12 protein-coding genes, 2 tRNA genes and 3 rRNA genes are annotated in these 23,823 nt (G+C 37.6%); 6 read left to right on the forward strand and 11 right to left on the reverse strand.

Going from position 1 to position 23,823, the window contains the following annotated elements:
* Positions 1 to 4 precede the first annotated feature (4 nt).
* The 11 genes from AC3IS6_RS17280 to AC3IS6_RS17330 form a co-directional block, all read right to left on the reverse strand.
* On the reverse strand, positions 5 to 439 hold the full coding sequence (locus tag AC3IS6_RS17280; protein WP_489161188.1) for a nuclear transport factor 2 family protein: 435 nt from the start codon (positions 437 to 439) through the stop codon (positions 5 to 7).
* 15 nt (positions 440 to 454) lie between these two features.
* Complete coding sequence (locus AC3IS6_RS17285; RefSeq protein ID WP_489161190.1) at positions 455 to 907, reverse strand: DUF1569 domain-containing protein; 453 nt, start codon at positions 905 to 907, stop codon at positions 455 to 457.
* 320 nt (positions 908 to 1,227) lie between these two features.
* Positions 1,228 to 2,220: a fumarylacetoacetate hydrolase family protein gene (locus AC3IS6_RS17290; RefSeq protein ID WP_489161191.1), complete on the reverse strand. Its 993-nt coding sequence runs from the start codon at positions 2,218 to 2,220 to the stop codon at positions 1,228 to 1,230.
* Positions 2,221 to 2,664: 444 nt separating this feature from the next.
* Positions 2,665 to 2,774: ribosomal RNA gene (gene rrf, locus AC3IS6_RS17295) — 5S ribosomal RNA — on the reverse strand.
* Positions 2,775 to 2,936: 162 nt separating this feature from the next.
* Positions 2,937 to 5,822 (reverse strand): 23S ribosomal RNA (locus AC3IS6_RS17300).
* A 153-nt stretch (positions 5,823 to 5,975) separates the two neighbouring features.
* Positions 5,976 to 6,049: transfer RNA gene (locus tag AC3IS6_RS17305), tRNA-Ala, on the reverse strand.
* Positions 6,050 to 6,217: 168 nt separating this feature from the next.
* Positions 6,218 to 6,291 (reverse strand) — tRNA-Ile (locus tag AC3IS6_RS17310).
* A 127-nt stretch (positions 6,292 to 6,418) separates the two neighbouring features.
* Positions 6,419 to 7,932, reverse strand: a 16S ribosomal RNA gene (locus AC3IS6_RS17315).
* Together the 16S, 23S and 5S rRNA genes with 2 tRNA genes alongside form the textbook arrangement of a ribosomal RNA operon.
* Positions 7,933 to 8,884: 952 nt before the next feature.
* Complete coding sequence (locus tag AC3IS6_RS17320) at positions 8,885 to 10,729, reverse strand: immunoglobulin-like domain-containing protein (RefSeq protein WP_489161193.1); 1,845 nt, start codon at positions 10,727 to 10,729, stop codon at positions 8,885 to 8,887.
* Positions 10,702 to 15,777 (reverse strand): S8 family serine peptidase, encoded by a 5,076-nt coding sequence (locus tag AC3IS6_RS17325; protein WP_489161194.1) that lies wholly within the window; start codon positions 15,775 to 15,777, stop codon positions 10,702 to 10,704. The genes AC3IS6_RS17320 and AC3IS6_RS17325 overlap by 28 nt, the downstream gene beginning before the upstream one ends.
* 303 nt (positions 15,778 to 16,080) lie before the next feature.
* Positions 16,081 to 16,764 (reverse strand): DUF4294 domain-containing protein, encoded by a 684-nt coding sequence (locus AC3IS6_RS17330; RefSeq protein WP_281924724.1) that lies wholly within the window; start codon positions 16,762 to 16,764, stop codon positions 16,081 to 16,083.
* An 81-nt stretch (positions 16,765 to 16,845) separates the two neighbouring features.
* On the opposite strand from AC3IS6_RS17330, the gene AC3IS6_RS17335 reads away from it, so the two are divergent.
* From AC3IS6_RS17335 to AC3IS6_RS17360, 6 genes are all read left to right on the forward strand, one after another.
* The gene (locus tag AC3IS6_RS17335) at positions 16,846 to 17,934 is read left to right on the forward strand and encodes a M42 family metallopeptidase (RefSeq protein WP_263360951.1); all 1,089 of its coding nucleotides are present in this window, start codon (positions 16,846 to 16,848) and stop codon (positions 17,932 to 17,934) included.
* Between the two features lie 92 nt (positions 17,935 to 18,026).
* Positions 18,027 to 18,707, forward strand: a complete 681-nt coding sequence (locus AC3IS6_RS17340) for a response regulator transcription factor (protein ID WP_489161196.1) — start codon at positions 18,027 to 18,029, stop codon at positions 18,705 to 18,707.
* Positions 18,704 to 20,065, forward strand: a complete 1,362-nt coding sequence (locus AC3IS6_RS17345) for a sensor histidine kinase (protein WP_489161198.1) — start codon at positions 18,704 to 18,706, stop codon at positions 20,063 to 20,065. The genes AC3IS6_RS17340 and AC3IS6_RS17345 overlap by 4 nt, the downstream gene beginning before the upstream one ends.
* A gap of 84 nt (positions 20,066 to 20,149) precedes the next feature.
* On the forward strand, positions 20,150 to 21,394 hold the full coding sequence (locus tag AC3IS6_RS17350) for a TolC family protein (protein ID WP_173967485.1): 1,245 nt from the start codon (positions 20,150 to 20,152) through the stop codon (positions 21,392 to 21,394).
* An 11-nt stretch (positions 21,395 to 21,405) separates the two neighbouring features.
* A complete protein-coding gene (locus AC3IS6_RS17355; protein WP_173967486.1) occupies positions 21,406 to 22,491 on the forward strand; it encodes an efflux RND transporter periplasmic adaptor subunit in 1,086 nt (361 codons plus the stop codon).
* Between the two features lie 4 nt (positions 22,492 to 22,495).
* Positions 22,496 to 23,761, forward strand: coding sequence for a carbohydrate porin (locus AC3IS6_RS17360; protein WP_489161200.1), 1,266 nt, complete (start codon positions 22,496 to 22,498; stop codon positions 23,759 to 23,761).
* Positions 23,762 to 23,823 lie beyond the last annotated feature (62 nt).

Raw genomic sequence — 23,823 nt, forward strand, 5'->3', positions numbered from 1 at the left:
ACGACTATTTTCTTCGAGTGTCGATCAAATATATTATTTTCCAACTGTCTTTTTCTTTAAACAAAGTAAAAGTATTTACCCCCGAATGACTCAATTTATCATTCACATAAAACTGATAAGGTGCCCATACATGCGCCATTGTTCCATCAATTTGAATATTGTAACTTAAAATCTTTTCAGAAAATTTAATATTAGATGGAATTGTAGCAATTGATTTGTAGAATTTACCAGAGTTCTCCTCTGTAAGTTTGTTTCCTTTAACCAAACTCTCACTAATAGACTGCAACACTAGCTTATCTGCACAAACAGATTTCATTCTTACGGTATCTCTCTCATGAAATCCTTCAAAAAAGGTTTCGATACTCTGCTGAACTTCCTGTTGCTGTGCATTTACAATTAGTCCTAAAAATAACAAAATCACTGTGTAAAATTCCTTCATAGACAAAATATAAAATTAAACTCCAAATTGACTCAGATGGTGCTCCAAGTGTTTAGCAAACATATTACTCCATTCTGTCGCAGTTAACCTACCAAAAGAATGCGATTCTTTACCGTCGAAATCTTTTTCACCCAACAATTGCGTTTTATTAATGTAAGCAATTAATCTATCTCTTTCAAGATCGAAATCACGACTATCATTTATAATAAATTGAGATGCAGTGGGATTATTATGTTTATACGGTGTCTCACTTACCACCTTACTTTTAACCAATGTCTTTAAAATAAACTTCAAAAAGAAACCTGGTTTTGGATGAATATCGTCGTAAACCATCTCATAGGAAACATTGCAATGTGCCAGCATTTGCGCCACATCCATTTTCCCCCAAAGACCTTTTGATTCCGGTTCAAGCAAATTGATACGCTTTACAAACTCATCACAATCTTCCTTTAAAAAAACATTTTTCATCGCATCTTATTATTAAAAATTAGTTAAAAATCTTGAAGTAAAAATATAAAAATTTCGAAATAAAGTGTAATTATTAAATCCAAATTAGAAAAATTTAAAATTTCAATTGTACGCCGCCTTGCAGTTCCTGCTGGACAATTGTAATAATCTTAATTTAACCGCGCCAAGAGGACAGTGTAAAAAAGGATAAAAGCACAAAGTTCGCAAAGCCATGATTATAAACTTTACGAACTTTATGCAAATCCTTGCGAATTTAATTTATCTATCTCTGTCATCATTCAAAAAAACAAAGATGGAGAAACCTTCCCGCTTAATCCTTACTAATTTATCGGGATGTATTGTGAAACAACTTGATCAATTCTACCAAAAACAGACTCTCCCTTGCTGTTTTTCATTTCGATTTCTATTCGGTCACCAAAAATCATAAACGGTGTCGAAGCTTTTCCATCTTTAATAATCTCCAAACAGCGTACTTCAGCCAAACAACTTGAACCATCAAGACTTCCTTTGTTGGCAACTGTACCGGAACCAATAATTGTTCCTGCCATTAAAGAACGTGATTTAGCAGCATGTGAAATCAATTGACCAAAATCAAAAACCATATCAACTCCCGCATTTGGTGATCCAATTTTTTGCTTATTTAAAACCGATATAAGCGGCAAATGCACTTTACCTCCATCCCAAGCATTTTCTAATTCGTCTGGTGTAACAGCGACAGGACTAAAAGCTGTCCAAGGTTTTGATTGGTAAAAACCAAATTGCTTTGCCAATTCATTAGGAATTAAATTTCTAAGTGACACATCATTTACCAATGCAATCAATTTTATGTGTTCTTTTGCATTTGTCGCATTGATACCCGCAGGGACATCATCTGTAATAACTGCAACTTCCGATTCAAAATCAATTCCCCATTCTTCATTTTCGATCAAAATATCATCGTTTGCACCAATAAAAGCATCCGAAGCTCCCATATACAACAAAGGATCAGTCCAGAAAGTCTCCGGCAATTCTGCATTACGCGCCTTGCGCACCAATTCTACATGCGTAACATAAGCACTTCCGTCTGCCCAATGATAAGCTCGCGGAATGGGAGCCATAACATTATTACTTTCAAATACAAAGGCATTTTCTAATTTATTTTCTTGTAATTCTTGAAATACAAATTCCAATTTTGGTTTGATGACATTCCAATCATCCAATGCATTTTGCATAGTTTTGGCGATTTCCGTTACCAAAACTGCTTTTGTCAATGCTCTATTTACTACTACCAATTGTCCGTCGCGGGATCCATCCTTTAGAGTGGCTAATTTCATATGATTAATATATTATTTGGTTAATTCAACAATTACAAGTCCATTAGAAGTCTTATAAATGCAAAAAAACAGAAAAAAAGCTTTATATTTTGAATAATTATTACTTTATATTTTATCAAAATTAGTTCAAATCTAACAATCTACAAAACCATTATTAAAATTTATAGAAGTCTTATCTTTCCTCTTTAATGAGTTTGCTAAACTTTTCTTTTGCTCTCCAAGTCACAAAGACGCGAAGTTCATTTCAATCAGATGCTGTTAAACTTTTTAAAGTAACTCCGCTAGGAGTCTAATATTGGTAACCACAGGTAACACTCACAACCTGCCCATCATAAAGGTGTCCCGTAGGGACTACACTATCAAGTAGCATAAAAAAAACCTCAAGGAATCTCTCAAAATACATAAAACAAAAAACCCTATCCGATTTGGATAGGGTTTTTAAAAGAAAGGCGACGACATACTCTCCCACATAACTGCAGTACCATCTGCGCAGGCGGGCTTAACTACTCTGTTCGGGATGGGAAGAGGTGAGCCCCGCCGCAATAACCACCTTAAGAAGTTATAATTGCTTTGGGCAATTTTTTTTAATTAATAATTGATAATTCACAATTCATAATTAAAATAATATCTTAACATACTGAGATAAAGAAAAGTACTTTTATTTACTATTTTAGAAAGTTTCTTCTCTCCCGATTTGCATCGGGAGAGAAAAGGGTGTACATAAGCTTACGGATTATTAGTACTACTCGACTATGACATTACTGCCTTTACATCTATAGCCTATCAACGTGGTCATCTTCCACGATCCTTAAAAGAAATCTCATCTTGTGGTGGGTTTCGCGCTTATATGCTTTCAGCGCTTATCCCTTCCAAACGTAGCTACTCTGCGGTGCCCCTGGCGGGACAACAGATACACTAGAGGTTTGTCCAATTCGGTCCTCTCGTACTAGAATCAGATCCACTCAAATTTCTAACGCCCACAGTAGATAGAGACCGAACTGTCTCACGACGTTCTGAACCCAGCTCGCGTGCCACTTTAATGGGCGAACAGCCCAACCCTTGGGACCTTCTCCAGCCCCAGGATGTGACGAGCCGACATCGAGGTGCCAAACCCCCCCGTCGATATGAGCTCTTGGGGGAGATCAGCCTGTTATCCCCGGCGTACCTTTTATCCTTTGAGCGATGGCCCTTCCATGCGGAACCACCGGATCACTATGCTCTACTTTCGTACCTGATCGACCTGTATGTCTCTCAGTCAAGCTCCCTTATGCCATTGCACTCTACGCACGGTTACCAAGCGTACTGAGGGAACCTTTAGAAGCCTCCGTTACTCTTTTGGAGGCGACCACCCCAGTCAAACTACCCACCAAGCAATGTCCCCCACAACGCGGGGTTAGGCTTCAGATAAACAAAGGGTTGTATTTCAACAATGACTCCACAACGCCTGGCGACGCCACTTCACAGTCTCCAACCTATCCTACACATCATTTATCCAAAGTCAATACTAAGCTATAGTAAAGGTGCACAGGGTCTTTTCGTCCCACTGCGGGTAAACGGCATCTTCACCGTTACTACAATTTCACCGAGCTCATGGCTGAGACAGTGTCCAGATCGTTACACCATTCGTGCAGGTCGGAACTTACCCGACAAGGAATTTCGCTACCTTAGGACCGTTATAGTTACGGCCGCCGTTTACTGGGGCTTCAATTCAATGCTTCTCCGAAGATAACATCTCCTCTTAACCTTCCAGCACCGGGCAGGTGTCAGGCCCTATACTTCATCTTACGATTTTGCAGAGCCCTGTGTTTTTGATAAACAGTCGCCTGGACCTCTTCACTGCGGCCCTGTATTACTACAGGGCGACCCTTCTCCCGAAGTTACGGGTCTATTTTGCCTAATTCCTTAGCCATGAATCTCTCGAGCACCTTAGGATTCTCTCCTCAACTACCTGTGTCGGTTTACGGTACTGGTACTAATTACCTGAAGTTTAGAGGTTTTTCTTGGAAGCCCTTAGGCGCACTATCTCTTTGTCCGAAGACGCCGAGTACTATCGTATTTCCCCAAGCCGTGTGGATTTGCCTGCACAGCTTATAGGTAGGTACTTCAACGAACTATTCCGTCAGTTCGCGGCGCTTTCATCACTCCGTCACCCCATCACAGTAATTAGTAGTACGGGAATATTAACCCGTTAGCCATCGACTGTCCCTTTCGGGTTCGCCTTAGGACCAGACTAACCCACAGCTGATTAGCATAGCTGTGGAAACCTTAGTTTTTCGGTGTGCGGGTTTCTCGCCCGCATTATCGTTACTTATGCCTACATTTTCTTTTCTAACCAGTCCAGCATACCTGACGATACACCTTCAACCCTGTTAGAATGCTCCCCTACCACTTAGAGTAAACTCTAAATCCATAGCTTCGGTAATACACTTATGCCCGATTATTATCCATGCTCGTCCGCTCGACTAGTGAGCTGTTACGCACTCTTTAAATGAATGGCTGCTTCCAAGCCAACATCCTAGCTGTCTGGGCAGACAAACCTCGTTCTTTCAACTTAGCGTATATTTGGGGACCTTAGCTGATGGTCTGGGTTCTTTCCCTCTCGGACTTGGACCTTAGCACCCAAGCCCTCACTGCTGAGAAACATTATATAGCATTCGGAGTTTGTCAGGAATTGGTAGGCGGTGAAGCCCCCGCATCCAATCAGTAGCTCTACCTCTATATAACTTTACGCTCAGCGCTGCACCTAAATGCATTTCGGGGAGTACGAGCTATTTCCGAGTTTGATTGGCCTTTCACCCCTACCCACAGGTCATCCGAAGACTTTTCAACGTCAACCGGTTCGGTCCTCCACTGTGTGTTACCACAGCTTCAACCTGCCCATGGGTAGATCACACGGTTTCGCGTCTAACACTACTGACTAAAGCGCCCTATTCAGACTCGCTTTCGCTACGGATCCGTGGCTTAACCACTTAACCTTGCCAGCAACGTTAACTCGTAGGCTCATTATGCAAAAGGCACGCCGTCACCCCACGAAAGGGCTCCGACCGCTTGTAAGCGTATGGTTTCAGGATCTATTTCACTCCGTTATTCACGGTTCTTTTCACCTTTCCCTCACGGTACTGGTTCACTATCGGTCTCTCAGGAGTATTTAGCCTTAGCGGATGGTCCCGCCAAATTCAGACAGGGTTTCACGTGCCCCGCCCTACTCAGGATACCACTATCTATTATACTCGTTACCCATACGGGGCTATCACCCTCTTTGGCTCGACTTTCCAGTCAATTCCGGTTCCTTGTACATAAAATATCGTGGTCCTACAACCCCAACATTGCCGTAACAACATTGGTTTGGGCTAATCCGCGTTCGCTCGCCACTACTTACGGAATCACTTTTGTTTTCTTCTCCTCCGCCTACTTAGATGTTTCAGTTCAGCGGGTTTGCCCACCTATCGGTGTACTATGTCTTCAACATAGTGGGTTGCCCCATTCAGGTATCTACGGATCAATCGGTGTGTGCCCGTCCCCGTAGCTTTTCGCAGCTTATCACGCCTTTCATCGCCTCTGAGAGCCTAGGCATCCCCCATACGCCCTTATTTTGCTTATTGTACCAATCTTGTTACTTAAAACAAGACCGTTTTTTTTTGTCTTTTACAATAAATTGTAAAAAACGCTTTCTACTTTTTATTATTTTCTTATCTCAATATGTCAATGAACTTTAACAATTAATAATTATCAATTGATAATTGTCAATTATTTCGTGGAGAATAACGGAGTCGAACCGTTGACCTCCTGCGTGCAAGGCAGGCGCTCTAGCCAGCTGAGCTAATCCCCCATTTCTTAAATCTTAGATTGTAGAATTCAGATTTTAGATTTCTTTTTTCTTCTCTAATTTCTTTTGGTGAATTCCAACTTCCAGAATTTCCTTTTTTAAGCTAACAGTCTTTTTTATTTCCTTAATCTTTAAATAGTTTAATACTTAAAGCTTTCAATCTTTAAAAAGTAGTCCCGGGCAGACTCGAACTGCCGACCCCTACATTATCAGTGTAGTACTCTAACCAGCTGAGCTACGAGACTCTGTTTTACTTAATTTTCATTATTTTTTAAATTAACAGCAAGAGTAAGTGAATGTTGTGATTCAGAACCTTCTAAATTAACATCTTTTTTCCTCAACGTGTGTTTCCACTAACATTTGAGGCTCTAGAAAGGAGGTGTTCCAGCCGCACCTTCCGGTACGGCTACCTTGTTACGACTTAGCCCTAGTTACCAGTTTTACCCTAGGCAGCTCCTTGCGGTCACCGACTTCAGGCACCCCCAGCTTCCATGGCTTGACGGGCGGTGTGTACAAGGCCCGGGAACGTATTCACCGGATCATGGCTGATATCCGATTACTAGCGATTCCAGCTTCACGGAGTCGAGTTGCAGACTCCGATCCGAACTGTGACCGGTTTTATAGATTCGCTCCTGGTCGCCCAGTGGCTGCTCTCTGTACCGGCCATTGTAGCACGTGTGTAGCCCAAGGCGTAAGGGCCGTGATGATTTGACGTCATCCCCACCTTCCTCACAGTTTGCACTGGCAGTCTTGTTAGAGTTCCCGACATGACTCGCTGGCAACTAACAACAGGGGTTGCGCTCGTTATAGGACTTAACCTGACACCTCACGGCACGAGCTGACGACAACCATGCAGCACCTTGTAAATTGTCTTGCGAAAGATCTGTTTCCAAACCGGTCAATCTACATTTAAGCCTTGGTAAGGTTCCTCGCGTATCATCGAATTAAACCACATGCTCCACCGCTTGTGCGGGCCCCCGTCAATTCCTTTGAGTTTCATTCTTGCGAACGTACTCCCCAGGTGGGATACTTATCACTTTCGCTTAGCCACTGAAATTGCTTCCAACAGCTAGTATCCATCGTTTACGGCGTGGACTACCAGGGTATCTAATCCTGTTCGCTACCCACGCTTTCGTCCATCAGCGTCAATCCATTAGTAGTAACCTGCCTTCGCAATTGGTATTCCATGTAATCTCTAAGCATTTCACCGCTACACTACATATTCTAGTTACTTCCTAATAATTCAAGTTTAACAGTATCAATGGCCGTTCCACCGTTGAGCGATGGGCTTTCACCACTGACTTATTAAACCGCCTACGGACCCTTTAAACCCAATGATTCCGGATAACGCTTGGATCCTCCGTATTACCGCGGCTGCTGGCACGGAGTTAGCCGATCCTTATTCTTACGATACCGTCAAGCTGCTTCACGAAGCAGTGTTTCTTCTCGTATAAAAGCAGTTTACAATCCATAGGACCGTCATCCTGCACGCGGCATGGCTGGATCAGGCTTGCGCCCATTGTCCAATATTCCTCACTGCTGCCTCCCGTAGGAGTCTGGTCCGTGTCTCAGTACCAGTGTGGGGGATCTCCCTCTCAGGACCCCTACCCATCGTAGCCTTGGTAAGCCGTTACCTTACCAACTAGCTAATGGGACGCATGCTCATCTTTTACCGTTGTGACTTTAATAGTGATCTCATGCGAGACTGCTATGCTATGAGGTATTAATCCAAATTTCTCTGGGCTATCCCTCTGTAAAAGGTAGATTGCATACGCGTTACGCACCCGTGCGCCGGTCTCAAGTTCCGAAGAACTCTACCCCTCGACTTGCATGTGTTAAGCCTGCCGCTAGCGTTCATCCTGAGCCAGGATCAAACTCTTCATCGTATATTTTTTATATTATATTGCGATGCTTTATCTATCGGTTCTTTTCAAATCTCTCGATTCATTTACTCTTATTCTTTTGTTTTAACATCTCTGTTAAAACGGCTGTCAATTCAATATGTCTACGAACGTGTATTTCTTTTTATTGTCTCGCCTGTATCTCAAAGCGGGTGCAAAAGTAAAAAACTTATTTCTAAATGGCAAGAGTTTTTTGAAGTTTTTTTTAAGAAAATTTAATTTCCTTTTTCCTTCTTTCTCCTTCCAATCTCTCAATGAGCTTCCCGTGTTTTGCGGGGTGCAAATGTAATATCCATTTTCAAATCTCACAAGCTTTTTCGAATCTTTTTTTGAAAATCTCTTTTCGCTTTTATTCCTTTGCTTGTCAGTATTTCAGTGAACGTCTATCGCTGTTGCGGGTGCAAAAGTAGACACTTTATTGAGTTCTACAAGCTTTTTACCAAACTATTTTTGATCTTTTTTTAAACTTTATCTTAACACTCTGATAACACCTCTTTTACAAATTAAACTATTTTCAGCTTTGAAAGGTTTTTCCTTAGTGAATTAGATTTAGTATAATTCCATCTTACCAAACACCCCGATTTTACTAGTCTCGCAAAGGCACAAAGACGTCAAGTTTTGCTTTTTTACCTTATTCTCTTTTGAAAACCTCCACCCTAGCCCCGATAGAAGTGGAAATCCTTTTGCTTTTTCCTTTAAAAAGCAAAAGATTGAAACGCATAGCGGGAGAAAGCTCCTAAATACTCAAATACCAAACTTGAAAGCTTCGACTTTACTCAACTGGACAAAATGACTCCTTATATAGTAGGAATAAAAAAGACAAACCCGACAGGTTTTAAAACCTGTCGGGTTGTGGATTACAATTTATGGAAGAATACTTCCATTTTAAAAACGACTACATCTTTTCGATTAATCGTTTTCTATCACATACGAATGTTTATTTAATAATCAGCTTTTGCACAGAAGTGTTTCCATCCTGCTCTACTTTTATTATATATACACCACTTGGTAAGCCTGAAATGTTTAATTCTGTTTTCTCTGTTTTAACGGAATGTACTTTTTTTCCGGACATATCAGAGATCAAAATGTTTTTAGCACTAGTAGAAGCAGATTCTATATGTACTTTTCCTTCCGTAACCGGATTAGGATACAACACAAAACCTTCTATCACATTAACCGGTAATCCTAAAGTACATGCGGTACTTGAGACATTTACTGTACGCGTTACTGTAGATTGGTTCTGCAAAGCATCTTTAACAGTGTAGGTAATTACATATTGCCCCGGAGTATTTACATCGACACTACCTGATACTACTACTGATGCAGTTATATCTGTATTTAAGTTGTCTTTAGCAGTATAACCTGCATCTGTGTACACACATCCTTTATCTATTGAAACTACGGCATTGCCTAAAAGTGTAATTGTAGGCTTAGCTATCTCTATTGTCACAGTCCAATTTTCAATAGATCTGTTTTGCGCTAACACATTGTACACTACAGGTCCGGTATAATTTAGAGTAGTTACACCGCTATTTTGAATATAGGTTCCAATACGCAATGTTGCAAAATCCGAAACCTGAAAAACAGGCACCAAGGCACTTAAATTAGCATTATTATTCACCACAACCTTAAGCGTTTTCAAAATCGGATCGATATGAGTTAGTCCAACCTGATTAGCTACTGAATAGTTAATAATACTTGCCTGAGAATTTTTCGCATTAATATCTACCGTATAATTTGTTTGAGAAAGCTTATTCTCTGAGACAACAGTTACTAAGAAGCTATTGCTATAATCTGAAGCAATTACTTTTGAGTTAAGTTGTTTTACCCCATCTACAAAAAGCTCAGCTCCCGGAGAAACAGTGAAATCTGCTACTAAATTCGATACATTATAACCAAAGGGAACTGTTTTGCTTACGTTATTCCCTAAGATATCCGTATTGATCTCTTGCACTAAACCAGGGTTTGAAACTGTTTTAAAGTCATAGGAAAGCAATTTACTTTCATTACTTAAACCAGTAACTACTTTCACTGTATACGTTTCAGTTATTCCAGTATTAAAGCCAACTCCTTCAACTTTTAAAGTAATTGGATTGGTATAATCATTTGGTGTTACTCCATTAACTTGTGTAACACCACCTATTTTCGCAATACTTTTCATTCCTAAGGAATAATTTGCGATCGCAGCGGTTATATCCGCTCCGTCATTTAGTAATACTGAAAACGTTTTTGTAGGCGCATCATAACTTGTTGATAATTGATTTACAAACTCTATTTTTTGCAATAGAACCGGTACATTCCAGAATTTTCCATCACCCTGACCATTTGTATCGGCATTTGTTACAACAGCAGTATTATCACTTATTGTACTATCAAATACAAACGGTTTGTCCCCTTCTGAAAAACTATAATACGCCAATAATCCAGGCTCGTTTCCAACGTATTTAGTTGTTGAATTTGCTGCAATTGTTGCCTGATTGCGAACTCCTGCCCAAATACGAACTTCATCAATATTACCATTTAAACCACGAGCCAATCCTGCATTATTACCTATATAAGCAGCTACATTAGTATTTGAACTTGATGCTCCTGCAGTACCTGTACTGGTATAAGGAACTGAAACTCCGTCAATATAAACCGTGTACACAAAGGCAGAACTTACAGAATAAGCAATATGGTGCCAGGTATTTTGTTTAATAGAATTTACACCTGTATTAATAACATACGAACCTGTTGCTGTTGTAATCGAAATTACTAAACTATTCTCTTTATAAAGTGACAAGCTATTGTTATTATGTATATAAATACCAATGCCGTACCTTTATCTAAAAGTCTACCAAAAATTGATGGCTGCTTTTGATTGACCCAAAGCTCATACGTATAATTACTAGTAAGATTGAGCGCTGGTGTAATATCTGTTTTAATAAAATCATTTACACCATCAAAAGTCCCTGTAACATTCGTAGCGTAATTTGCAGCATGCGAAAGTGCAACTGATTTAGAATCATTTGTTGTATCTGTATCTCCAGGCAACTTTGTGTATACTTCAATTGTATAATCTCCCGGAGCTACTAAATCGACTTTTGTTGTAAAGGTAATAGTAGCTGTTCCTCCTACCGGGATCGCAGTTATCTGATTTTGAACAACTTCAGGCATACCATTAACTCTATATGCAACTGGAAAGTTTGAAATTGCTACTGTAGAATAGTTACGAATTACAGCCGTAACCGATACCGGAGCATTCCCTGGTTTAATAGGCGCTGTTATTCTATCTATACTTGCATCAGCAGCTGTAAATGGCAATACATTAATAGTATATTCTTCTACTTCGAAATCACCTCTTGAACTTGTCAATCCGTCAAAAGTTGGTCCCAGATTAACATTAAAATATTCTGACGGTGAACGGAACATATGAACGACACGCATTAATTTTTCACCAGCTGTTGTACCAGCCGGAATAGTTAAACCTCCTACGAGTGTAGAATTATGTCTGAAATAATGGGTACTTGTTGTAGATGGAATAGCAGGTGCCGCAGAAGTTGGCGTAGTATTTACCCAAAAAGTTCCTGCATAAAATTCATCTGTTAAATTTCCATCCCCATTTAAATCGATAACAATCATGGTAAATACCCCTGTTGCACTCGCTGACAGGTCTCTGGTGATTGGTGTCTCCGGTTTTGTTATTGTCGCTTCCGGTTGATAAGTGAAACCAGCATAAACCGGAATTTTTATATTTTTAAAATCAGAATAGGCTGTAGTTCCTGAATTGTTTACCACATCATTCCATTTTAATTTCGAAATTGCATACCCATTTGTATTGGTATGAACCGGTAATTCGTTTTTATTGTATACCACTTTTTCGACTGCATCATTAGCTGGATTAGCATCTGGCAAATCAGCTCCGGCTTTGATTGTATAAGTAGCATCCACAACTGATAAATCAGCTTTAGTGGCAAAAGTGAAATTTACTGTTGCATTAGCTGCAATTGCAGGAACAACATCTGTTACTTTCGCAGCACCATTAATCTGATAATACACTGGATGATTGACTAAAGCAGTCGTTCCTAAATTACTTACTCTAATAGTTATGTTATGCGTACTACTCTTTTTTCCTAAAACTTCAGGTGTTGTAATCGAAACTACAGATACGTCTGTTACTGTTGGTTTCACAACACAGCTAATATCAGCAATCCATCCCAATTCATTGGTATTACTATCTGAAGTGAATTTAAAAGTTAACTCTCCTCCTGCAGCTGTTGATGTTAAAGAAGGAGGTAAAGTATTACCTGTAAAAGTACCTAATAAAGGCGCTGTTGCGCTTGTCCCGTTATAAACATACAGATAATCAAAATCCTGCTCTACATTGAAAGCAGAAAAAGTCACTTTTATACTATTTCCTACTACATCAGGTTTGAAAGTTATCGTTTGTGAAAGATTATCTCCATAGTTAGCAAAACGGGTACCGCTATCTGTAAATGATGCCGAACAAGTAGGTGCAGGAGCCGGTGACCCTATCAAAATATCAGCACCGATATTAGCCACAGTCTTTTGAATCGTATTATTACCCGCATCAACATCACCAGCATAATTTACTTTTGCAACTACAGCATAAAGGTTAGCAGCTGAGAAATCTGCTTTTTGCACAAAATCATAAGATACCTCACTTAAAGGATTGATAGGTCCTGCAATAGTTTCAACTACTTCTGCACCTCCATCAATTTGATACGATACCGGAACATTACTTACAGCAACAGGAGAATTGTTGAATACTTTTATTTTCACTGTTTCACTAGCCGTAAGTCCAGAATTAGGAATTAATGAAGTCAGTTTTAAATCAGTTGCTGTCGCTTCAAAAATAGAAACATTATCAATAAACACAGAACTGTATACGTTATCATTACTCACTACAATTACATCATTGTCTATAACGGATTCAAAAGCTACACTAAATGTAGTCCCGGCATACGCCGATAAGTCGTATATCAACTCTGTATTTCCGTTTAAATTTGTTCCTCCATAAACACCAGCATTTTCAGAACTATTAACAGGTGTTCCGTTTACAACCAGTCTGAAAAAAACTTTATCTTGCGGTCCAACACTATTCCAAATTAAATTAAATTTTAAACGAAGTGCTTTTCCTGCTAAAGTTGAGGCATCAATATCACAGAAAGACACTTTCTTTACAAAGTTAGGATTATTAGCGAAAGCATTTACCGATGTACTTGCTACCCACGGAGAAGCAGATACATCACCAGATCCGGCCATTTTTGCCCCATCTACAAAGCTTGCATTAATATATTCGTATTTTACTGTACCAGTTGTTCCTTTAGAAAAAACATAATTCGTTGCTTTTCTGGAGTTAAAATTTTCATTAAAAGGAAGTGCTACCGCGCTAACAACAGCACCAGAAACAGGTTCTACATTTACTGCTCTTACTCTCTCAGAAACTAGTCCTGTTGCAATATCTATGCTTCTTACTGAAAACCAGTTATCTTCTCCAGGTGATACCACAAAAGTATAAGTAGGATCAGTAACTGTCGCTACAACGTCAAACTTATAACCGTTCATTTTTAAAACTTCATATTTTGCGCCTGCGATAGGATCCCAATCCATTTTATAAGAGGAAATCCCGCATGCTGAAGGTGCTATCACCAGGTTTTTAGGCTCGGTAATAATAGTAAAAACCTCTCTTGAAGTATCTACTTTACTACCTGCAATCACTCTTACTTTTGCATTGGCTACAATTCCGGCAGGAACTTTCCACGCAAAATTTCTAGCAGCTGATGGAATGTCTTTGGCGATCAACAGATAGTTAATTCCTCCATCAACAGAATATTCAAGTGTAAAAGACTTTGGCTCTCCTTCATAATCCCAACGAATGTACTCCGTAGTATCGGTATTGATTTTTTCTCCTCCTATCGGATAAGTCAAAGTTAACTCCGGAGTTACATAATCGTATACTACTGAGAATTCCTGTGTACCAATAGGCACTCTTGAACCACTAACTATAATTTTATAAGTTCCTGGTGTAGGATTATCTAAAGTTATCTGTTCGATATTGTTCAAGTTATCAACTCCACGAACTGCATTTGCATTTGGCGTTGTGGGATTTAAAACCCATGGCAAAGTCGTTACACCGTCCTTTATAATTTTAACATCCAAATCGTTTACCAAAATAGAAGAAGCTCCTGGTGTTCCCTGCAAATCGGTATAGGCAAGCATCACTTTTAAGGTCACTAATCCAGCTGGTACAACAATTTCTTTTTCATTGCTCTGTCCGTTGGATACGCTCTCAGAATAAAACATTTTGTTGTCTAAAGCTCTAATCGCTCTAAGACCGTTTAAATTTCCAAAACCATATTTATAATCCGGTCCAGGATTTCCAGCGTCTTTAGAAGTACCTGTTACCAATGCTTTCATTAAAGAAGCTAATGGTTTTGTACCGTAAATGTTCTTGTATCTTTCATAAAGCAAAGCAACTGTACCTGTAGTTCCAGGTGTCGCCATAGAAGTACCACTCATAATTTGATACGAGTTACTGTAATCTAATGAATACACATTAGTTCCCACAGCAGCAATCTGAGGCACCAAACGACCGTCTATCGTTGGCCCAAAACTACTATAACTACTAATTAAATCATCAGGATTATTAGCTGCCACATGCAGTGCATTTTTTGAATTTTTGGTTGAAGTATTAAATCCGCCCGGGTAAGCTGTCTGTGCATTTCCGTTAGAATAAATGTTTAGCAAGTAAGGAAAGGTTACTGTAACGTTATCATCTCCACGATCTCCACTATCGTATCTGCGAGTGTTATAGCCTGAGGTTAAATTTACTCCATACGAGTTTGATGTTATCTCAATACCATCCTGATTCGCCGCTATCACTCTTTCTTGCTGAACACTTAAAAGATTAGACTGAGTATTAAAATTCCATCCGTACATTTGTACTTCCGGAGCCATTCCTCTTGCTTTTGGGTCTAGCAAACCAGCGCCGCCAATAGTTCCGGCAACGTGATCTCCATGCGACGAATTTGATTCATACTCTCTATTGATCACTCTTCCGGTATGGTCTTTATGTGGTTCCAAATTACCATCCCAAACACCTACTTTTACTCCTTTACCGGTTAACCCGTACCCAAAGCCAGGAATAGTAGACCCCAGAACATTCGCTTTGTGTGAAGTTACACCTGGCTTATTATCACTTTCAACCGGTGGTGCAGCCAATTCGATATTTTGTACCCAATTGAATTTTGCTATTTCTTCTAATTTCTCTTTAGAAGCCTGAACATAAATTTCATTAAAGGTAGTGTCGTTTCTGCTGTTTTTCAAAAACAAACCTGCCAGATCCTGCTCGACACGTTTATAATCAACTCCTTTAAAATAACTGATAACAACTTTAATTCCATTATTACCTTCTAAAGCATAATCCGGAATAGCATTGTCTACAATCATTTGATCCAGTTTATACTTTGGATCCACAGCAACGACTGCTCTTATATTATCAGAAACACTGCTCTTGTTATAAAACTCAGGAGCAATTTCGACATAATAAGCGTTGTTCGATAAATAACTTAATAAAGTTATTCCTTGCGTTTTTAATTTTTGCTGTTCTTCAAAAGAGGGGATTTTCGTAAACTGCAGCAGAGTGTACTCTGTTTTAAGATTTTGTTTACTTGTACTCTTTTTGTCTTTAAACTGCTGTTTAAAATTGGAAGTGGTTGTGATTTTATTTCCGTTTATGGAAATTGCAAAATCACTGTCAGATGTCTTTTGTGACCATACGGAAATGGTCACTAAAAACACAAATAGTGTAAGTAGTTTTATTCTCATAGATTAAATTGGTTTTGGTTAACATAGTGGTTGTTAGTTAGTAAACCTACAAATTAAACTATAATTAACAAATTATATTCATAATTAATTTGTTAAAAAACAAAGTAAAAAACCTTTTAACTATAAATTATATAACAAAAACTCTTATTTCATAGGCTTTCGGAGAAAAATTAAAAATCAGAAATTAAGTAAGTAAATTCTTTTGATTATAGTTTACTTTGTAATCCAAAAACAAAATCTATAAAAAAAGACTTACAAAATCATTTGTAAGTCTTTTTTGAAAAATTTTTGAATATAATTTGATTATTTGTCTGCTTTTGTCTCTTTTACTTTTGTCTCCCAGTGACTCATTAAATCATCATAATTTACAGGATTAGCAGCTTTTTGATTCACCAGTTTTCCGGAATCAAATGCCCTGACCAGAATGGTTTCAATTAAATAATCCTCATTAGATTCAAAGGGCTTATATTCGGTTTTCAAGCTAATGTCAAATAAATTGGCCGTAGTATTTGACACAAAGGCTTTGAAACCACTTTTTAAAGTTCTGATTAACTCGTAAGTTGTTATTCCGGTTTGTCTGTGAACGAGTTTAACGAGTATCTGTCCTTGCTTACGCGAAAGTTTTTTAAGTCTTGCTTCAAATTCGTTATTAAGATAATCTTCCACAATCTTAAAATATTTTTTCTTTTCTCGGTTGGTTTTCAAACGTGCCATTCCGCTATTCAATGCGGTCAACCGGTCTGCTGCAAGTCTTGCATAGGGATATACCTTATAAACACGGTTTTGAAGAATCATGAATTGCTTTTGCATTTCGGGATCCAGTTTTTCCTTAGAAATAATAATTTCAGGCAGTTCGATCGTATCATTCAAAATCGAATCCTGTTCAGTCAGTATGTAACCCATTTGCTCATTCTCTTTAGGTTTAACCTGAGCCTGACTAGTTAACGAAATCAATATAAAAAATAAAATAGGGGCAGTAAATCTCATCGAGTCATAATTTAAATGTAAAATTATATATTTATATACAACTCTGATACCAAATTTATAAATTAGCAAAAAAATATTTTTATGAGCACAAAATCGATCTTAAAAGATACCTCAATTGCTTTCCTGGAAAGCTACCTCAATAACGCCTCTCCTACAGGCTACGAAAGCGAAGGACAAAAACTTTGGATGAATTATTTAAAACCTTATGTAGATACTTTTATTACTGATACTTATGGAACAGCTGTAGGAGTTATTAATCCGGACGCACCGTTTAAAGTTGTAATTGAAGGTCATGCCGATGAAATTTCATGGTATGTTAACTATATCACAGATGATGGTTTATTGTACGTAATTAGAAATGGTGGTTCTGATCATCAGATTGCGCCTTCAAAGAGAGTACATATTCATACTAAAAAAGGAATTGTAAAGGGTGTTTTCGGGTGGCCTGCTATTCATACCCGTTTGCGCGATAAGGAAGAAGCACCAAAAATTAGTAACATTTTTATCGATTTAGGCTGCGAAACTAAAGAACAGGTCGAAGCAATGGGAGTGCATGTAGGCTGCGTGATTACTTATCCGGACGAATTTATGATTTTGAACGAAAATAAATTTGTATGTCGTGCTATCGATAACAGAATGGGTGGTTTTATGATTGCCGAAGTAGCCCGTTTATTAAAAGAAAATAAAAAAACACTTCCTTTTGGTTTGTATATTGTAAACTCCGTTCAGGAAGAAATTGGGCTTCGCGGAGCCGAAATGATCGCTCAAACGATTAAACCTAATGTTGCTATTGTAACTGATGTTTGCCATGATACTACTACTCCGATGATCGATAAAAAAGTAGAAGGAGACCTAAAAATGGGGAAAGGACCAGTTATTGCCTATGCACCGGCAGTGCAAAATAAACTGCGTGATCTTATTGTAGATACCGCAGAAGAAAAGAAAATACCGTTTCAGCGTCATGCAACTTCACGCGCTACAGGAACTGATACCGATGCTTTTGCTTATAGTAATGGCGGCGTAGCTTCAGCACTGATTTCCCTACCTTTGCGTTATATGCATACTACTGTAGAAATGGTACAGAGAGAAGACGTTGAAAATGTGATTCAGTTGATTTATGAGTCATTACTCAAGATTGAAAATAACGAGACTTTTTCTTATTTTAATTAATTTAGTTCTTAGTGATTAGTTCTTAGTAATTGGCTCTTATATGATTAGGTAAAGACTAATTACTAAGAATTAATCACTCAATATAGAATATTATGAAAATACTACTACTCGAAGATGATTTTACTTTATCTAAAGAAATATCTGCATTCTTTACTTCAAAGGAGTTTGAGTGTTTTCCTTATTACGATGGGGCATTATTGCTAAAGAAATATTTTCCCTATGAATATGATTTAATCATTCTGGACATTAATGTTCCTGGCATTAATGGTATTGAAGTTTGCAAAGGTATTCGGGAAGTCGATAAAAAGACTCCCATTATTATGCTTACTGCTTTTAGCGAAATTGAGGATAAACTGGCTTCTTTTGATAGCGGTGCTGATGATTATCTGGTTAAACCATTTCATTTCGAAGAACTCTATGCCCGAAGCTCCTCACTTTTACGACGAAAAGAAATTCCGCAACAGGTAGAAACAAAAATAGTTATTGCCGATTTGGAGATTCTGGAAAGTGATATGAAAATATTTCGTTCAAATGAAGAAATCAAACTGACTCCTAAAGAATTCAAACTTATTTTGATTCTGGCTCATGCAAAAGGCAAAGTTCTGTCAAAACAATTCATTGCAGAAAAACTTTGGGATTATCACATCGAAACCAATCAGAATACCATTGAAGTTTACATTAATTTTCTAAGGAAAAAAATCGACAAGGACCACGACATTAAACTGATTCGGACCAAAGTCGGGTACGGATATTATTTGAGCGATCACGAATGACTTTAAAAAATCGAATATCACTTTTAGTAAGCTTATTATTTACAATCCTTTTTGGATTGGCTTCTACATTGATATTTGTTTTGTATTCTAATTTTAGGAAAGAAGAATTTCGAGATCGATTGGAAATTAAGGCACTTTCGAATATCAAGCTTTTGGTCAACGTTAAAGAAGTTGACGATCAGCTATTAAAAATGATCGATCAGAATTCTATTAACCAATTGTATGATGAGAAAACACTGGTCTTTGATTCTAATTTTAAACTGATCTATAGCAGTATTGACGATGCTAAAATTAACTGGTCAGTTGATGATTTAAAATACCTCAAAAAGCATAAAACTTTTTTTAAACAACAGGGTGATTACGAAGTATATGGTGTTTTTTATGATACCAAAGACAGGGATTTTTATGCTTTAATATCTGCCACAGATGATTATGGTAAACGAAAATTACTTTTTCTGCGCTATACCTTAGTGATTTCATATATCTTTTTTACTTGTATTTGCTGGGTTCTAACCTCTTTTATGGTCAAAAAAGCCATGAGCCCACTGAGTATCTTTCATCAAAAAATAAAAAATATAAACGAGAACAATCTTGATACTCGCGTTGCTTCTAAAAGCAATAAAAACGAAATTGATCTGATCGCCAATGAGTTTAATTTCATGATGGACCGAATTGAAGTTTCCTACCAAAAACAAAAAGAATTTACTGCCAATGCCTCTCATGAACTAAGAACTCCCCTATCCAGAATTACTTCGCAAATTGAGAACACTATTGCCGATCCCGCAACATCTGATAAAGGCAAAAGTTTTTTAAAAACCATTTTGTCGGATATCAATCAACTGACCGAATTGATTAACTCACTATTAATTCTGTCTAAAATTGACAATAAGAAAAACGAAAACAAGGAAATTCATCGTATGGACGAAATTTTGTTTTCGGCCATCGAAAATCTGAATAAAAGCTATCCTGAATTTCTAATTTTATTTGAAATAGAAGAAAACAATAATCTGGATACTACTTTAGAGGTTAATGGCAATAAAAATTTACTGGAAATTGCCATAACCAATATTCTAAAAAATGCCTGTGTTTACTCTGATAATCAACAGGCAAAAGTAATCATCAGTACTGAGGATGATCAGTTAATTATCTCCATTTCAAACACAGGAGCAACTTTAAATGAGGAAGAACAACAAAATCTTTTTCAGCCTTTTATGCGTGGCAAAAATTCGAAAGGAACTTCGGGTTTTGGCCTTGGGTTACGTATTGTTCAACGTATCCTAACACTTCATAACGCATCTATAACCTACAGTGTTCCAGATATTAACACGAATTTATTTCAGTTATTTTTTCATTTGTAATTTATTTTAAGCTATTTTTAAGGTAGATTTTAAGGTATCTTAAAGTCTGGTGATAGCATATTTGTATAAATTAAAAATGATACAATGAGAAAACTCTGTGCATTCCTACTTGTACTTTTCGGTCCGGTAGTTTTGGCTCAAAAAACGGTCACCCTTCAGGACTGTGAAAGCCAATTTCTTAAAAACAACCTCTTTTTGTTGGCATCACAATATAATATCGATGCTTCTAAAGCGCTAACCATTCAGGCCCGTATTTGGGATAATCCTTCACTAACGGCAGAATTAAATGCCTACAACCCCGAAAGAAATCAGTACTTTGATATTGGAAAGCAAGGGCAAAAAGCATTCGGTATTGAACAGTTAATCTACTTAGGTGGAAAAAAACGCAACGAAATCAAGCTGGCCCAAACTAACGAACAATTGGCCGAATTACAGTTTAATGATTTGCTAAGAACTTTAAAACTACAATTAAGAAAGAGCTTCTTCACTGTATACTACAACAAAAAAAGTCTTGAAACTACTGACAATCAGCTTGCACATATTGAAGATCTGATAAGCTCTTACACAGTACAAGTACAAAAAGGCAATATTCCTCTAAGAGATCTTGTTCGTTTGCAATCGCTGTATTTGAATTTTAAAAATGAGCGTATGGAAGTAGTCAATGAAAACATTGAAGAACAGGCCAATTTAAAATTGCTTTTAAATTCAGCCGAAAATGTGATTCCGGAAGTCTCTAAAGAAGAATTTAATAAGTATACCAAAACAATTCCTTTTGATCTTAAGACCTTTCAGGACGAAGCGATTGCGAATCGTCCTGATTATTTAGCCAAACAAAAGGATATTGAAGCCAATGAAATAAATGTAAAATGGCAAAAAGCCCTTTCTGTCCCTGATATTACTGTGGGAGCCACTTACGATCAGCGTAGCGGAGCTTTTAACAGAGAAGCAAATCTGACTCTTGGAATTCCATTACCTCTTTGGAATAAAAACAAAGGAAATATTAAATATGCGAAAACAATTTTAGAACAATCAAAAATTGAGAAGCAAAATTTTGACCTGCAATTGCAAACCGAAATTACATCGGCATGGAACAAATGGGAAGAATCCCGTAAAAACTATGTAGTGATAAAACCAACTGTTAATTCAGACTTTGAGGCGGTTTATAATGGGATCCTGACCAACTTCCAGAAAAGAAATATCAGCTTATTAGAATTTACTGATTTTATGGAAAGTTACAATCAGGCTTCAATTCAGGTAAATGAACTAAAGAAAAAAGTTATCCTTTCAGGCGAAGAATTAAATAGTACCATCAACAAAGACTTATTCTAAAACTAAATAAAATGAAATATAAACTACTAATAGGAATTGCTCTCGTGAGTTTATCCCTCACAAGCTGCAAAAAAGAAGTTGAAAATCCGAATACGAATACCTCTTTTGCTTTAAGTGACTCTATGTTAAAAACGACTACTACAGCAGAGGCACAAACACAACCGGTAAAAAATGTATTAAGTTTTTACGGAAAAATTACTGCCGATAATAACAAAATGATTGATGTTTACCCTCTTGTTGGCGGAAACGTAATTAAAGTAAATGTCGAACTTGGGGATTATGTCCGTAAAGGACAAGTTCTGGCGACCATAAAAAGTACGGATATTGCTGATTTTGAAAAGCAGTCTATAGATGCCAAAAATGATTTACTGGTCGCTAAAAATCATTTAAAAGTAGCTCAGGAATTATTTGACGGAAAATTAAATTCCGAAAGCGATGTCCTTCAGGCAAAATCAGAGGTCAATAAGGCACAATCGCAATTGAGTAAAGTTCAGGAAACCTATAAAATTTACAACATAAAAGCAGGTTCTATTTATGAAGTAACTGCGCCAATTAGTGGTTTTATCATTCAAAAAAGTATCAATCAGGATATGCTTTTGCGAAATGACCGTTCTGAAAACATCTTTGATATTGCAGAAATCAGCGAAGTCTGGGCATTGGCAAATATTAATGAAATTGATATTAATAAAGTAAAACTTGGTATAGATGCCGACGTCACTACACTAAGTTATCCTGATAAAGTTTTTAAAGGAAAAGTAGATAAAATTTTCAATGTTATTGACCCTGAAACAAAAGCAATGCAGGCACGTATAAAATTGGAAAATCCCGGTTATATGCTGAAACCTGATATGAATGCGAATATTAAGTTGTCGTATAGCGAAGGTGAGTCTATGATAGCCGTACCCAGTAAAGCGATTGTTTTTGATAAAAGTAAAAACTTTGTTATGATTTTTAAAGATCGTCATAACATTGAGACAAGACAAGTAGACATTTACAGAGTCGTAGGCGATGTAACCTATATTTCGAAAGGTCTGAAAGAAAGTGAAAAAGTAATTACCAATAATCAATTATTTATCTATCGTGCCTTAAACGAATAATGAGATGGAAAAGTCTGTAAAAATATTGGGTTTTGCCACGTTATTTATTTCCACGCTATCCTTTTCGCAAGAAACTGATTCGATACGAAAATATAGTCTGGGATTTCAAATGACGTCTATCTATCAATACCATCCGGCTTTTCATGCTAATTATTCCGGGACCAACAGTATGTCTCCCGAAGCCGAAGGCGCTTTGTCATTAACATCAACCTTATATCTCGATGTTCCACTTTGGAAAGGAGCCACAATAACTTTTAATCCCGAAATGTCCGGAGGTGAAGGTTTATCTCAGGCCCGAGGATTGGGTGGTTTTCCTAACGGAGAAACTTTTAGAATTGGAGATACCAAGCCAGTAGTTTATGTTGCCAGAATGCTTTTGGAACAAAAGTTTCAGTTTAAAAACAATAGATCATTACAGCTTGTTTTTGGAAAATTTGGACTATCTGACTATTTTGATAGTAGTCCATACTCGCACGATCCCAGAACACAATTTCTAAACTGGGCACTAATGACACATGGAGCGTGGGATTATGCCGCAAACACCCGAGGATATACAGATGGATTATATGTAAATTATCAATTTGATTCCTGGCAGGTAAGAGCTTCATTGTCAGCTTTGCCTACTTATGCTAACGGGCCTAATGTAGAATTCACTTTTAAAGATTCTAACGCCGTCAACGTAGAAATTGAAAAGCAGATAATCTTTAAAAATAAGGATATAGCCAACATCAAGTTACTAGGCTTTCGAAATATAGCAGGAATGGGAAATTACGATGAGGCCAATTCAAACTTTATCACATTTCCGGATATAAATAGTACAAGACAAAATGGGCGTACTAAATATGGCATAGGTTTTAACATGGATTATACACACGGAGATAATTGGGGATTGTTTACCAGAATAAGTTATAACGACGGTAAAAATGAAACCTGGGCTTTTACTGAAATTGACCGGTCAGCACAGTTAGGAATAAACCTAAAAGGAAAAATGTGGAACCGAACCAATGATTTTGCAGGTATTGCCATAGTTGCCAACGGATTATCGAATCCACACAAACAATATCAAAAGCTTGGGGGAAATGGTTTTATGATTGGTGACGGTGCACTGAATTATGGTGTCGAGCAAATTGTAGAGGTGTACTATTCGTTTTTAGTTCCTAATACTCGTATTACACTTTCGCCGGACTACCAGTTTGCCATGAATCCTGCCTATAATAAAGACAGAGGCCCCGTTCAGTTTTTTGCCTTACGTTTTCATACAGAATTCTAATTAGAAAATACAGATTATAAAGAATGCTCCGCACAGCAGCATCAAAAACAAAAATTCATCAT

Source organism: Flavobacterium sp. KH_035 (assembly GCF_057839565.1).

What these genes read in the sequence shown, in the direction of transcription:
- AC3IS6_RS17290 (WP_489161191.1), bottom strand. Translation starts at nt 2,220, where the DNA reads ATGAAATTAGCCACTCTAAAGGATGGATCCCGCGACGGACAATTGGTA.
- AC3IS6_RS17325 (WP_489161194.1), bottom strand. Translation starts at nt 15,777, where the DNA reads ATGAGAATAAAACTACTTACACTATTTGTGTTTTTAGTGACCATTTCC.
- AC3IS6_RS17335 (WP_263360951.1), top strand. Translation starts at nt 16,846, where the DNA reads ATGAGCACAAAATCGATCTTAAAAGATACCTCAATTGCTTTCCTGGAA.
- AC3IS6_RS17355 (WP_173967486.1), top strand. Translation starts at nt 21,406, where the DNA reads ATGAAATATAAACTACTAATAGGAATTGCTCTCGTGAGTTTATCCCTC.
- AC3IS6_RS17340 (WP_489161196.1), top strand. Translation starts at nt 18,027, where the DNA reads ATGAAAATACTACTACTCGAAGATGATTTTACTTTATCTAAAGAAATA.
- AC3IS6_RS17280 (WP_489161188.1), bottom strand. Translation starts at nt 439, where the DNA reads ATGAAGGAATTTTACACAGTGATTTTGTTATTTTTAGGACTAATTGTA.
- AC3IS6_RS17330 (WP_281924724.1), bottom strand. Translation starts at nt 16,764, where the DNA reads ATGAGATTTACTGCCCCTATTTTATTTTTTATATTGATTTCGTTAACT.
- AC3IS6_RS17345 (WP_489161198.1), top strand. Translation starts at nt 18,704, where the DNA reads ATGACTTTAAAAAATCGAATATCACTTTTAGTAAGCTTATTATTTACA.
- AC3IS6_RS17285 (WP_489161190.1), bottom strand. Translation starts at nt 907, where the DNA reads ATGAAAAATGTTTTTTTAAAGGAAGATTGTGATGAGTTTGTAAAGCGT.
- AC3IS6_RS17360 (WP_489161200.1), top strand. Translation starts at nt 22,496, where the DNA reads ATGGAAAAGTCTGTAAAAATATTGGGTTTTGCCACGTTATTTATTTCC.
- AC3IS6_RS17350 (WP_173967485.1), top strand. Translation starts at nt 20,150, where the DNA reads ATGAGAAAACTCTGTGCATTCCTACTTGTACTTTTCGGTCCGGTAGTT.